Genomic DNA, 12436 nt, shown 5'->3' with positions numbered 1-12436 from the left:
TCACACCTCCGCGATGCTGGCATGGTCGAGGGGAAGGACTGCCGAGGTGAGGCTCTTGGCCTGGTACATGTCGGAATCGGCGCTGGACAGCACGTCCGACAACCGGCTGGGACCGGTGACCGGGGCGAGTCCGACGGAGGCGGTCACCCGGACCGGGCCGCCGGTGACGTCGATCGGGGTGGCGATCACCGCGGTGAGCCGCTGCCGGGCCTGCTCGCGGCTGTCCGGATCCACCGGAACGTTGCCGATCAGCGCCGCGAACTCGTCGCCGCCAAGCCGGGCGACCGCGCCGTCGCCGGCGAACTGGGAGAGCCGGCGGCCGACCGCGGTGAGCACCCGGTCGCCGGCGGCGTGGCCGAAGCGGTCGTTGATCCGCTTGAAGTCGTCGAGGTCCAGCACGGCCGCCAGCAGGGGGAACTGGGTGCGGTCGGTGAGCAGGACCTGGCCACGCTGGTGGAAGCCACGCCGGTTGTACAGGCCGGTCAGCGAGTCGTGGCTGGCCGCGTGCCGGGCCGCCTCCAGCTGCCCGGCGAGCCCGGCGAGGCGCGTCTCGGCCCGGATGGCCCGGGACCGCATCCGACCCGCCGCGGCCGCGCCGGCCAAGGCGGCCCCCGCGGCCAGCACGGTGAAGGGCTCCACCATGGTCGTGCCTCCGTCACCGGTTGTCGACCGAAGTCGGGCGTTTTGCCTGCTTATGACACGGTCATGATCACCAAAAGTGATCGACCAGGTACGCCTGTACTGGGCTATCATGCTCCCCGTCGATTGCAGATGCAATAGCGGATGCACGTGCATCTGCGCGCGACAACGACGTTCCGCGATCCCGCCCGGTGCGTCGGAGGCGGCGCCTCGGCGGGTTCTGGCGAAGAGAGGCTCCAATGCAGCAGCTACCGAACGGCGTACCAACCACTGAACTGCCGCCGCTGGCCTGGCAGAAGAGCCGGCGGAGCAACCCCAGCGGCAACTGCGTAGAGATGGCGGGCCTGCCCGACGGCGCCGGGATCGCGGTCCGCAACTCCCGGTTCCCGGAGGGACCGGCCCTCATCTACACGCTGGACGAGATCACCGCCTTCCTGGGCGGCGTGCGGGACGGCGACTTCGACAACCTGATCGCCTGACGACGACGGCGGCGGCCCCACCGCCCGGGCGGCGGGCGACCGGGTGGCGGGGCGGTCGAGCGCGGGCGGTGACGGGTCGGACCGCGCGGCGGTGACCGGTGGTGTCCCGATCGCCGGACGGCACCGGGACACCGGTCGCCCGGGCGATGGGGTGACCGGGAACACTCCGATTACCCGAAGCCGCATCACCGGTTCGGCCGCTTCTGGCCCGTGGGGCGCAGGTCAGGGCGGCTGGGCCGGCCGTCGCGGGGCAGAGATCGCGGCGAGGACTTCGCCTCACTGTCGGTTCATGGCATGCTTACCCGGCAGTGGAACAGGCCCGTCGGGCCGTGCGGAAAGCCGGAGGTCGGTGGGTTGGCGACGGATCAGGCCGGAAACGGTTCGGCCACCGGGCCGACCGTGCTGCGCATGCTGCTCGGAGCGCAGTTGCGTCGCCTCCGGGAGGGCTGCGCCGTCACCCGGGAGACCGCCGGCTGGGAGATCAGGTCCTCGGAGTCCAAGATCAGCCGGATGGAACTCGGCCGGGTGGGCTTCAAGGAACGGGACGTGGCCGACCTGCTCACCCTGTACGGCGTCACCGATGCGGCCGAGCGGGAGAGCCTGCTCGGCCTCGCCCGGCAGGCCAACACCCCGGGCTGGTGGCACCGGTACGGCGACGTGCTGCCCGGCTGGTTCCAGGCGTACCTGGGGCTGGAGGCCGCGGCGAGTCTGATCAGGACGTACGAGGTGCAGTTCGTGCCCGGCCTGTTGCAGACCCGGGACTACGCGCGGGCGGTGATCGTGCTGGGGCACGACCGCGCCGACGACGCCGAGATCGAGCGCCGGGTGGACCTGCGCATGGACCGGCAGCGGCTGCTGGCCCGCGCCGACGCGCCCCGGCTGTGGGCGGTTATCGACGAGGCCGCGCTGCGTCGGCCGATCGGCGGCGTCGAGGTGATGCGCGCCCAGATCACCGCGCTGATCGAGGCCACCAAGCTGCCCAACGTGCGGCTGCAGATCATGCCGTTCGCGGCGGGGGGACATTCCGCGGCTGGCGGCAATTTCAGCATCCTGCGATTTCCGGATGCCGACCTGCCCGACGTGGTCTACATCGAACAGCTCACCAGCGCCCTCTACCTGGACAAGCGGGACGACATCGACCACTACGCCGCGGCCATCGAGCGGGTCTGCGTGGAGGCCGAGCCGCCGGAGCGGACGACGGAGATCCTCGAGGGCGTGCTACGCGACTACGAGCGCGTGTCCGTCTGAGTCGGCGGGCCGGCACGGCCGATCGGGCCACATTGGACGTACGATTCGGCCGCCGGACGGGCGGCGCGAGGGAGGCACGGGTGGGCACGGTCACGGGACCCGCGGGGGACGACCGGATCGACACCTCGGTCATGCACCCCGCCCGGCGGTACAACTACTGGCTCGGCGGCAAGGACAACTTCCAGGCCGACCGGGACTCCGCCGACCAGATCGCCGCCGCCTTTCCCGCCGTCCGCACCGCGGCGCTGGAGAACCGCAGGTTCCTGCGCCGGGTGGTCACCTTCCTCGCGGCCGAGGCCGGCATCGACCAGTTCCTGGACATCGGCACCGGCATCCCGACGGCCGACAACACCCACGAGGTGGCGCAGCGGATCCTCCCGCGGTCCCGGGTGGTGTACGTGGACAACGACCCGATCGTGCTGGCGCACGCCCGGGCGCTGCTGACCAGCGCGTCGGCGGGCGTCACGGCCTACCTGGACGCGGACCTGCGGGATCCGGAGAAGATCCTGGCCCATCCCGACCTGCGCCGCGCCCTCGACCTCAACCGGCCGGTCGGTCTGCTGCTGATCGCGGTGCTGCACTTCATCCGGGACTCCGAGGACGCGTACGGGATCGTCCGGCGGCTGCTGGCCGAGCTGCCCTCGGGCAGCTACCTCGCCATCTCCAACGTCACCACCGACTTCATGCCGCCGGAGGTGGCCGAGCAGGCCCGGCTGGCCGGCGCCGGCGGCGGCCCGCACGGCGTGCTGGCGTTCCGCAGCCGGGAGGAGTTCGGCCGGTTCTTCGCCGGGCTCGACCTGGTCGAGCCCGGCGTGTGTCCGGTGGCACGCTGGCGCCCCGAAGGCGAGCCGGAATCCCGCCCGGCCGACGCGGACGCTGCCGTCTACGGCGCCGTGGCCCGCAAGCCCTGACGCACCGTCGACCATGGAGTTGTGGTGCCGACAAAGGTGCGGCACGGTCGCCGGCGGCCACCACAACTCCATGATCGACTGAGGACGGCGCGGTGGGTCAGGAATCGGCCTTGGCGGGGGCCTTCTTGACGAAATCCGTCGTGTACGTCTTGGCCAGGTCGATCGAGTCGGCCTTCGGCCGGACGTTCTCGGAGAACGCCTTGAGGACATTGAGGACGGTGGGCGGGCCGTCGGTGGGCATCACCCCGTCGGGCGTGAACATGCCGATCGAATCGGCCACGGACTTCGCGTACAGCTTCGAATCACCCGCGGCGTAGTCGGCCGGCATCTTGGCCGCGACCTCGTCGGGTTGGTGGGTGGAGATCCACCGCAGGGTACGCACGAACGCGTTGGCCACCTTCTGCACGGTCTCGGCGTGCCCCTGAACGTACGCGCAGTCCATGTACAGCGAGCTGGCCGGGTACAGCCCGCCCAGCGCGGCCTGGGTGCCCTCCTTGGTGCGCATGTCCAGCAGCACCTTGCCCTTGCCGGTGGAGAGCAGCCGGGCGACGGTCGGGTCGGTGGTCATCCCGGCGTCGATGCCGCCGTTCTCGATGGCCGCCACGAACGTCTGGCCGGCGCCCGCCTTGACCGTGGTGTACCGGCTCGGGTCGACGCCGCCCTTGGTGGCCAGGTAGCGGGTGAGGAAGTCGGTGGAGGAGCCGGGGCTGGTGACCCCGAGCTTCTTGCCAGCGAAGTCCTTCGGCCCGGTGATCGAGCCGGCCTTGTCGGCCGCCACCACCTCCACCTCGCCGGGCACGTCGGCGAGCTGCACGACGCTCTCGATGCACTTGCCCTTGGTCTGCAGGTCGATGGTGTGGTCGTAGAAGCCCACCACCCCCTGCACGTCGCCGCTGAGTAGGACGTTCTCCGCCTGCGCGCCGGCCGGCTCGGTGAGCAGCTGGACCTTGACCCCCTCGGCGTCGAAGTAGCCGAGCTGCTCGGTGAGCTTGGCCGGCAGGTAGATGACCTTGTCGATGCCGCCCACCATGATCTTCACGCTGTCCGCCTGGCCGCTCGCGGCCTCCTTCTGCTGCGATCGGCAGGCGCCGAGGGCGGTGGCGGCCAGGATCGGCACGGTGAGCAGGGCAAGGGTACGGGTGATGCGCATGGGTGCTCCGTTTCTCAGAGGTTCGCGCCGGACGAGGAGGGCTCGGGACGCCAGGCCATCAGCCGCTTCTCCAGCAGCGTGAGCAGCCACTCCGCGAGCAGGGCGATCACCGTCACGATGATCATGCCGGCGTAGATGCCGGCCGCGTTGAACGTGCCCTGGGCGTTGGCGATCAGCAGGCCCAGCCCCTTGTCGGCGCCGGTGAACTCGCCGACGATCGCGCCGATCAGCGCGAAGCCGAACGCCGTGTGCAGGCTGGCCAGGATCCATGAGGTGGCCGAGGGCAGCACGATGCTGGTCATCAGCTGCCGGCGATTGGCGCCGAGGATCCGGGCGTTGTCGTTGACCACCCGGTCCACCTCGCGGGCGCCCTGGAAGGCGTTGAAGAAGACCGCGAAGAAGACCAGGACGATGGCCGTGGCCACCTTGGAGGACATGCCGAGGCCGAACCAGATCACGAACAGGGAGGCCAGCACGATCCGCGGGATCGCGTTGGCGGCCTTGATGAACGGCGCGCAGACATCGGCCAGGAACCGGCTGCGACCGAGCAGCACGCCGAGGATGACGCCGCCGAGCGCGCCGATCACGAAGCCGTACACGGCCTCGGCCAGGGTGACGCCGATGTTCGTCCAGATCGACCCGAAGGCCGTGCCGGTGGTGAACCAGGCCACCAGTTGGTGCCAGATGGCGCTGGGCTTGGAGTAGTAGAACGGGTCGATCCAGTACGTGGCCGACAGCTCCCAGCTGCCCAGCCAGGCCACGATCAGGACGAGCCGGGTCAGCTGCACCGACCAGCGGCCGCGTACCCGCCGGGTCAGGCTCGCGGGTGGCCGCAGGCGCGCGGCCTCCGCCGCCACGGCCGGGGCGTCAAGCGACACGACGGGCTCCTCTCTGCCGGGAGATCTCGACTTCCTCGCGCAGCGCGTCCCAGACCCGGCGGTAGATGTCCAGGAAGGCCGCCTCCAGCCGGATCTCCTCGACCCGGCGCGGCCGGGGCAGCTGCACCGGAATGCTGGCCTTGACCGTGGCCGGCGCCGCGGTCATCACCAGCACCCGGTCGGCCAGCGCGATGGCCTCGGTGAGGTCGTGGGTGACGAACACGACGGCCGCGCCGGTGCCGGCCCACAGCCGCAACAGCTCGTCCTGCATCAGCTCCCGGGTCTGCACGTCCAGCGCGCCGAACGGCTCGTCCATCAGGATGATCGAGGGGCCGGTGATCAGCGTCTGGGCCAGCGAGACCCGCTTGCGCATCCCGCCGGACAGCTGGTGCGGGTAGTACTTCTCGAAGCCGCCCAGGCCGACCCGGCCGATCCAGTCGCGGGCCCGCTCCCGGGCCTCGGTCCGGCGGGTGCCGGTGTACCGCAGCCCCAGCGCGACGTTGTCCAGCACCGTCCGCCAGGGCAGCACCGCGTCGGTCTGGAACATGTATCCGACGCCGGGCGGGATGGCCCGTACCGGCGCGCCGGCCACCTCGACGGTCCCGCCGCTGGCCGGCTCCAGCCCCGAGATCAGGGCCAGCGTCGTGGACTTGCCGCAGCCGGTCGGCCCGACTACCGAGACGAACTCGCCGGGCGCGACCGACAGGTCGACGTCGCGCAGCGCGGTGAACGGCGCGCCGCCGCCGCCGGCGAAGGTCTTCGTTGCGGAGCGTAGCTGGATCGCCGGTCCATCCGCCGCGGCGGCGGGCGGCGGATCCGGCACGGCTGTGTGCTGGGTCATAGCTCGGGGACCGTACGGATGGCCCAGTCATTGCGGGAGTGTTAACCGCGTTGTGCGGCCAAGCGACGCAAACCGCGTTCTGCGCGTTTTGCTCGCGGTCCCGCGGCCCGGCCCCGGCGGTACGGTGTCGGGCGTGACCAGGCGACCGAGGCTCGCCACCCAGACCATGTTGTCGCAGGTGGTAATCATCGCCGTGCTCGCCGGCGCCGGTTTCCTGCTGGTCGCCGGCCTGCTGCGCCGGGAGCTCGAGTGGCAGTTCGAGCAGCGCGCGCTGGGCGTCGCCCAGGCGGTGGCCGAGCACCCGGGGCTGGGCGACGCGGTCCGGACCGGCCGGCCGGACCCGGCCGGCGCCGTCGAGGCGTACGCGGAGCAGGTGCGGCAACGGACCGGCGCGCTCTTCGTCGTCGTCACCGACAGTAACGGCGTCCGGTTCTCCCACCCGGACCGCGGGCAGATCGGCCGGCGGGTCAGCACCGACCCGTCGGAGCCGTTGGCCGGGCGGGAGGTGGCCAACCTGGAGGTGGGCACCCTGGGCCTGTCGGCCCGCGGCAAGGTCCCGCTGTACGACTCGGCCGGGGCGATCGTGGGCGAGGTCAGCGTCGGCATCGACGCCAACGAGGTCACCGGGCGGCTGGACGACCTGCTGCCGCTCGCCGAGCTGTTCACGGTGCTCGCGCTGGTGCTCGGCGGGCTCGGCGCGGCCGGCCTCGCCGCCCGGCTCAAGCGCAGCACCCTGGGGCTGGAGCCGACCGACCTGGCCGACCTGCTGCGCGAGCAGGTGGCCGTGATGGAGGGGATCGGCGAGGGCGTGCTCGCGGTGGACGCCGCCGGGCGGGTCTCGGTGTGCAACGCCGAGGCCAGCCGGATCCTGGGCGGCACGCCGGCCCGCTCCGCCGACCTGCCGGCCGAGGCGCGCGAGCTGCTGGTGGCGGACGATCTGGTCGGCACGCTGCGGGTGGTGGGCGATCGGGTCGTCCGGGTGACCCGGCGACCGGTGACCCGGGCCGGCCGGGACCTCGGGGTGGTGCTCACCCTGCGCGACCGCACGGATCTCGACGAGCTGTCCCGGGAGCTGGAGGCCACCCGGGCGCTCACCGACGCGCTGCGGGCCCAGTCGCACGAGTACACCAACCGGCTGCACACGCTCACCGGCCTGCTGCAGCTCGGCCGCGCCGAGGAGGCCAGCGCCTACCTGACGGAGCTGTCCGCCGAGTCGATCGGCGGGGGCCAACTGGGCGACGCGTACCTGGACGGGTTGCTCACCGCGAAGGCCGCGGTGGCCTCGGAGGCCGGCGTGGTGCTCGAGCTGGGGGACGACAGCTGGGTTCCGGGCCGGGTGACCGCGCCGCTCGACGTGATCACGGTGGTCGGCAACCTGGTGGACAACGCGATCCGGGCGGCGGCCGGCGGTCCCCGGCGGCCGGCCCGGGTGGCGGTCAGCCTGCTGGCCGCCGGCGCGGACCTGCACGTGTACGTCGCGGACAGCGGCCCGGGAGTTCCGGCCGAGCGGGCCGCGGACGTGTTCCGGGCCGGGTGGACCACCAACGAGGAGGTCGACCGCCCGCACGGCCTGGGGTTGTCGCTCGCCCGGCAGACCGCCCGCAACCATGGCGGCGACGTGACGCTGTCGACGGCGTCCGGGCCGCACGGTGGCGCCGTCTTCCTCGCCGTGCTGCCCGGGGTGCTGCGGCCCGATCCCGGGCTCGCCTGGCGGCCGGGCGCGGCGGAGGAAGCGCCGGTCCGTGTCGGAGAAGCGCCGGTCCGTGCCGGGGAAGCGCCGGTCCGTGTCGGGGAAGCGCCGTCGCGAGCAGGGGAAGCGTCAGCCTCCGCCGCGGAGCGGCGGGTGGTCGGATGATCCGGGTGCTGATCGTCGACGACGACTTCCGGGTGGCCGGGCTGCACGCGTCGTACGTGACGGCGGCCGGCATGACCGTGGCCGCGGTCGTGCATACCGCCGCCGAGGCGGTCGCGGCCTGCCGCCGGCTGCGTCCGGACCTGGTGCTGCTCGACCAGTACCTGCCCGACGAGCTGGGCACCCGCATCCTGCCGCAGCTGGAGGCCGATGTGATCATGCTGACCGCCGCGGCCGACGCCGACACCGTCCGGACCGCGTTCGGTCGGGGCTCGCTCAACTTCCTGGTCAAGCCGTTCAGCGCCGGGCAGCTGATCGGCCGGCTGACCGCGTACGCGCACTACCGGGCGCACCTGCACGCCGGCCGGGAGATGGACCAGGACGCCGTCGACCGGGCGGCGGCCCTGCTGCACGAGCACGACGTGCCGGACGCCGGCCTGCCGAAGGGCCGGTCGGCCGTGACGGTACGGCGGATCCTCGCCGCGGTACGCGGCGGCGGCGCGGCCGTGACGGCGGCGGACGTCGCCGACGCCATCGGGGTGTCCCGGGCCACCGCGCAGCGCTACCTGGCCGACCTGGCCCGGGCCGGGAAGGTGGAGCTGACCCTGCGGTACGGCACGACCGGCCGACCCGAGCACCTCTACCGCTGGCGGGCCACCACCCCGAACTCCTGAGCCAGCAGGTCTTCCAGCCGGGTCAGCCGCGCCGGCCGGCCCGCGGTCGGCATGGCGCGGCTGGGCATCTCCACCCACATGATGAGGTAGAGGTGCAGCCGGTACAGCGCGAGCCGCCGCCGGGCCGCGGCGTCAAAGGCGCCGGCCGCCGCGGCTGCCCCCGGCCCGCCCGCCGCGCCCGGCCCGCCCGGTGCGGCGATCGCGGTCCCGCCCGCCGCGGCGATTGCGGTCCCGGCGCCCGCCGCCGGCGCGGTCGCCGCCCGATAGCCGGCCAGGAAGGGATGGCCCGGCTCGTCCTCGATCCGGCCGAAGAGGGCCGGCGACACGAGGTCCATGAGCGGGTCGCCATAGAGGAACCGCTCGCCGTCCACCAGGCCGGTGAGCCGGTGCCGCCCGGCGCGGTCGGGGGCGCTCAGCACGTTGCCGTCCCACAGGTCGAAGTGCAGCAGCGCCGGCGCGTCGACCCGATCGAGGGCCGCCGAGTCGGCCAGCTCGCGCAGCACCGCGGCCGGCGCCGGCAGCGGAACCCGCCAGTCGACGGCATCGGCCAGCAGCTCGTCGACCATCGCCATGAAGGCCGCCCGCCAGGTCGGCGCCGAGCACCGGCCGCCGTCGTAGCCGAACTCCCGGCCGGTCACGGTGTGCAGCCGGGCCACCAGGCCGCCCAGGCCGCTCCGGATGGCCGTGTCGTCCCGGCGGCCGTCGGGCGCGGGGACGCTGAGCGGCTCGCCGGGCAGCCGGGTGCTGATCAGCCAGTCGCCGTCCAGCAGCGTCGGGTCGCGGCCGTACGCCAGCACCCGGGGCATCGGCAGCTCCGGCAGTCGGTCGGCCACCAGGCGCAGATACCGCGCCTCCGCGGCGATCATGTCCCGCTCGTACCGCAGCAGCCGAACCCCGGCCGGTGGCCCCACCTTGACCACCACCTCGCGGCCGTCGCCGAGCCGGACGGCCCACACGGTCGCGAACCCGCCGCCGGTCAGCGGCGCGCACTCGACGATCCGACCGGCGGCGCCGAGGGACGCCTCGACCAGCCGGCCCAACAACCCGGGCGTCAGCTCCCGCTGCGTCGGACTCCCACCCACCGCAGCAACCTATCCCATGAAAGGAAGGGCCCCTTCTTATCGCTTTTTGTATAGGAAGGGCCCCTTGTTAACGGACGCGCACCCCGGGCCAGCGCTCGGCGGGGCGGTGCCGGGCCAGCCGCTCCCGGGACCGCTCCGGGGTCACCCGCGCCGGGTTGCGCCGCCACACCCCGTCGAGCAGATCCGACAGGCCGTACGGGGCGCACACCGCGATCCGGTCGTCCACATCGAGTCGGACCGCCACGGCGGTGGCGAACTCGGGCCAGCTCGCCACCGCATCGGGGATCCCGTGAAACGGTTCGACCGGCGGGCCACCGAACTTCGCCGCGTACCAGGTGTGCACCGCGGCCTGGTTGCGCGCCTCCCACGGTGGCTCGGCCCAGGCCGCCGCGAGGTCCATGGTGGACCGATGGTCGCGGTCCCGGCTGAGGTCGGCCGGGCCGAAGAACACCACGTCCACGTCCCGCACGGCGGCCGGATGGAAGCCGGCGCCGTACCGCTCGCCCCAGACCAGGTCCCGCAGGGTCCCCGCGCCGATCCAGGCATCCGGCAGGCCCGAGTCGCGGACCACCGCCAGCGCGCGCAGCAGCCAGGCGCTGCCGCGGACATGCTCCCGCAGCTCGTCGTCGGGGGGCGGCATGGTGTGCAAGCTACCCGACGGGCGGAAGCGCGCCCGGCTCGCGTGCCCGGGTCAGCATGCGGCCTTCGTGAAGTGCCAGATGAGCATGATCGGGGCGCCGGCGAAGGCCGCGGCGGCGGCGTCCGGGGCCAGTGCGTCGAGCGACCAGGGCCAGTCCGACCACGGACCGAGGTCGCCGCCTATCGGGCCGCCGGGAGCGGGTACGTCGGCAGGTCGATGGCCACCGCCGTCTTCGTCGCCATCTTCTTGATCATGCCCTTCGTCGGCAGATAGGGCAGCACCCGGAAGAACCGGTTCCGCCAGTGGATCGCCCGCCAGGTGGCCGGGGCCAGCATGCCCGCGCCGCCGGCCGCCTGCTTCTGCCCGGCGGCGACGAGCCCGCGCAGCAGCCTCTCGTACCGCTCGAACGCGACGGTGTGGTCGCCGTCGGCCCGGGCCAGTTCCCCGGCCAGCACGTACGCGGCGACGACGGCGGTGCCCGTACCGTTGCCGCCCGGGCCGGCGCCGTAGCCGGCGTCGCCGGCCAGCGCGATGCGGCCGGTCGACCAGCGGTCGAGATGGATCTGGCGGGACGAGTCGAAGTAGAAGTCGGGCGCCGTCCGCATCTGCCGCAGCAGTTCCGGTACGTGCCAGCCCGCGCCCGCGAACCGCTCCTCGACGATCCGCCGCTGCTGCTCGACGTCGTGGTGGTCGTACGCGATCGGCTCGGGGCTGTTCAGGCTCAGCATGGCGGTGGTGGCCCCGCGGACGCTGAAGATGCTGGCCATCCGGCCGGGTTCGTTGTAGAGGTGGGCCTCCCGGTCGAGGCCGAGGAAGTTCGTGGTGCTGAACACGGCGCCGTAGAGGCCCGCCTCCTCGACCCGGGCCCCCGGGAAGGCGAGCCGCCGGACGATCGAGTGGGCCCCGTCGGCGCCGATGACCAGGTCGAACCGGCGGGGCGGCCGATTGGCGAAGGTCACGTCCACGCCGTCGGCGTCCTGGCGCAGCGCGGTGATCGTGTCATCGAACAGGTATTCGGCGCTGCCGCGGGTGGCGTCGTAGAGCACCTTGGCGAGGTCACCCCGGCGGATCTCGATGTCCCCGGCGAAGATGTACGCCGGCATGCCGGCCACCCGCCGACCATCGCCATCCACGTAGGACATCGTGCGCAGCTGGGTCTCGTTGGCGCGCAGCTCGTCGAGGATGCCCATCTGGCGCAGCACCGAGAGGTGGACGTGGCCGCGGAAGTCGACCGCGTATCCGCCGCCGCGCAGCTGCGGCGCGCGTTCGACGACGGTCGGGGCGAAGCCCTGCCGGTGCAGCCAGTACGCGAGGGCGGGTCCGGCGACGCTCGCGCCGGAGATGAGCACGGTCCGGTTCATCATGATCGTTATTGTACGTATGTATAGGACAGATGTATAGGACGGGTGTTCACGGGTCGCTATGATCGGCGCATGGGCCATCGGGAAGACCTGCTCGCCGGCGCCGTGACCTGCCTGCGGGCCAAGGGGTACGCGCGGACGACGGCCCGGGACGTGGTGGCCGTGTCGGGCACCAACCTGGGCTCGATCGGCTACCACTACGGCTCGCTGGAAGCGCTCATGAACGCCGCGGTCGAGCGGGCGATGGAGGAGTTCGCCGACGAACTCGCCGAGGTGATGGCGACCGGGCTCGACCCCGGCGCGACCGTGCTGGAGCGGTTCGAGGCGTTCTGGACCCGTGTCCTCGACTCGTTCGAGGCCAACCGGCAGCTGTGGCTCTCGACGTTCGACCTGTTCGGCCTGCTGGACCGGGTTCCTCAGGTCCGCACGCTGCTTCAGGAGGGCATGCGGGACGGGCGGCTGGCCTGGGCGCAGCTCATCCATGGCGCCGACCCGGCCACCCGGGCGGCGTTCACGGTCGGCGCGATCCACCAGGCGCTGCTGAGCGGCGTGCTGGTGCAGTGGCTCATCGATCCCGAGCACGCCCCGACCGCGCAGGATCTCTCCGACGGGCTGCGCCGGCTCGCGGCCGACGTCGGCGCGGGACGCGAGCCCGGGCGTTAAGAAGGGCCCCCTGCTATA

13 protein-coding genes are annotated in these 12436 nt (G+C 72.8%); 6 read left to right on the top strand and 7 right to left on the bottom strand.

Features of this window, described 5'->3' with window-relative positions:
* Positions 1-642, bottom strand: a complete 642-nt coding sequence (locus ACFFHU_RS31155; protein WP_377344129.1) for a GGDEF domain-containing protein — start codon at positions 640-642, stop codon at positions 1-3.
* Between the two features lie 236 nt (positions 643-878).
* Here ACFFHU_RS31155 and ACFFHU_RS31150 point away from each other — a divergent pair, with 236 nt between their 5' ends.
* From ACFFHU_RS31150 to ACFFHU_RS31140, 3 genes are all read left to right on the top strand, one after another.
* On the top strand, positions 879-1118 hold the full coding sequence (locus tag ACFFHU_RS31150) for a DUF397 domain-containing protein (RefSeq protein WP_377344128.1): 240 nt from the start codon (positions 879-881) through the stop codon (positions 1116-1118).
* A gap of 354 nt (positions 1119-1472) precedes the next feature.
* Positions 1473-2366 carry a Sco1979 family transcriptional regulator gene (locus ACFFHU_RS31145; RefSeq protein ID WP_377344127.1) on the top strand — a complete coding sequence of 298 codons (894 nt, stop codon included), beginning with the start codon at positions 1473-1475 and terminating at the stop codon, positions 2364-2366.
* 80 nt (positions 2367-2446) lie between these two features.
* Positions 2447-3277, top strand: coding sequence for an SAM-dependent methyltransferase (locus ACFFHU_RS31140; protein ID WP_377344126.1), 831 nt, complete (start codon positions 2447-2449; stop codon positions 3275-3277).
* A gap of 97 nt (positions 3278-3374) precedes the next feature.
* Here ACFFHU_RS31140 and ACFFHU_RS31135 read toward each other — a convergent pair whose 3' ends face one another.
* Genes ACFFHU_RS31135 through ACFFHU_RS31125 form a run of 3 tightly spaced genes read right to left on the bottom strand, consistent with a single transcriptional unit; the run spans position 3375 to position 6146 of the window.
* A complete protein-coding gene (locus tag ACFFHU_RS31135; protein ID WP_377344125.1) occupies positions 3375-4427 on the bottom strand; it encodes an ABC transporter substrate-binding protein in 1053 nt (350 codons plus the stop codon).
* Between the two features lie 14 nt (positions 4428-4441).
* Positions 4442-5305: an ABC transporter permease gene (locus ACFFHU_RS31130; RefSeq protein WP_377344122.1), complete on the bottom strand. Its 864-nt coding sequence runs from the start codon at positions 5303-5305 to the stop codon at positions 4442-4444.
* On the bottom strand, positions 5295-6146 hold the full coding sequence (locus ACFFHU_RS31125) for an ABC transporter ATP-binding protein (protein ID WP_377344121.1): 852 nt from the start codon (positions 6144-6146) through the stop codon (positions 5295-5297). Before ACFFHU_RS31125 ends, ACFFHU_RS31130 begins: the two co-directional genes overlap by 11 nt.
* Before the next feature lie 133 nt (positions 6147-6279).
* Here ACFFHU_RS31125 and ACFFHU_RS31120 point away from each other — a divergent pair, with 133 nt between their 5' ends.
* Positions 6280-8001 carry a sensor histidine kinase gene (locus tag ACFFHU_RS31120; RefSeq protein WP_377344119.1) on the top strand — a complete coding sequence of 574 codons (1722 nt, stop codon included), beginning with the start codon at positions 6280-6282 and terminating at the stop codon, positions 7999-8001.
* Positions 7998-8672 (top strand): response regulator, encoded by a 675-nt coding sequence (locus ACFFHU_RS31115; protein WP_377344118.1) that lies wholly within the window; start codon positions 7998-8000, stop codon positions 8670-8672. The genes ACFFHU_RS31120 and ACFFHU_RS31115 overlap by 4 nt, the downstream gene beginning before the upstream one ends.
* Here the strand turns inward: ACFFHU_RS31115 and ACFFHU_RS31110 are convergent.
* The 3 genes from ACFFHU_RS31110 to ACFFHU_RS31100 all read right to left on the bottom strand — a co-directional run bounded on the left by ACFFHU_RS31110 (position 8639) and on the right by ACFFHU_RS31100 (position 11758).
* Positions 8639-9754: a phosphotransferase family protein gene (locus ACFFHU_RS31110; protein ID WP_377344117.1), complete on the bottom strand. Its 1116-nt coding sequence runs from the start codon at positions 9752-9754 to the stop codon at positions 8639-8641. The two genes, ACFFHU_RS31115 and ACFFHU_RS31110, sit on opposite strands and share 34 nt — an antisense overlap.
* A 67-nt stretch (positions 9755-9821) precedes the next feature.
* Positions 9822-10394 carry a nucleotidyltransferase family protein gene (locus ACFFHU_RS31105; protein WP_377344116.1) on the bottom strand — a complete coding sequence of 191 codons (573 nt, stop codon included), beginning with the start codon at positions 10392-10394 and terminating at the stop codon, positions 9822-9824.
* Between the two features lie 179 nt (positions 10395-10573).
* A complete protein-coding gene (locus ACFFHU_RS31100) occupies positions 10574-11758 on the bottom strand; it encodes an FAD-dependent monooxygenase (RefSeq protein WP_377344115.1) in 1185 nt (394 codons plus the stop codon).
* A 69-nt stretch (positions 11759-11827) separates the two neighbouring features.
* Between ACFFHU_RS31100 and ACFFHU_RS31095 the strand changes: the two genes are divergently transcribed.
* The gene (locus ACFFHU_RS31095) at positions 11828-12418 is read left to right on the top strand and encodes a TetR/AcrR family transcriptional regulator (protein ID WP_377344114.1); all 591 of its coding nucleotides are present in this window, start codon (positions 11828-11830) and stop codon (positions 12416-12418) included.
* Positions 12419-12436 lie beyond the last annotated feature (18 nt).

Source organism: Plantactinospora siamensis, assembly GCF_042434095.1.
Taxonomy (GTDB): Bacteria; Actinomycetota; Actinomycetes; order Mycobacteriales; family Micromonosporaceae; genus KBS50.
Note: the sequence above shows the minus strand (reverse complement) of the source record. Positions and strands in the feature narration are given on the sequence as shown.